Raw genomic sequence first — 229 nt, 5'->3', positions numbered from 1 at the left:
TACCGCGAGCGTGGTGGCGCCCGGGTCGGGCAGGCCGGCCGCCGGATCGGGCACCGCGGCGGGCGGCGGACCGCCGGGGGCCGCCACCGGGCCGCCGGGCGGGAGCGGCACATGGCCGGTGGTGTCGGGCGGTGCGTGCTGCGGCGCCGCGGCATGCGGAGCGGGCGGCACTCCGGTGAAGCCGGGCGGCACAGGCACCGGGGCGGATCCCTGCGGCACCGGGCCGGGG

1 pseudogene is annotated in these 229 nt (G+C 83.8%); it reads right to left on the bottom strand.

The features are described 5' to 3' along the window. A pseudogene (locus CCN42_RS44715) lies at positions 1 to 198 on the bottom strand (hypothetical protein); the annotation flags it as partial. Between the last annotated feature and the right edge of the window lie 31 nt (positions 199 to 229).

The sequence above is a fragment of the Streptomyces glaucescens genome (genome assembly GCF_002154375.1).
GTDB lineage: Bacteria > Actinomycetota > Actinomycetes > Streptomycetales > Streptomycetaceae > Streptomyces > Streptomyces glaucescens.
Note: the sequence above shows the minus strand (reverse complement) of the source record. Positions and strands in the feature narration are given on the sequence as shown.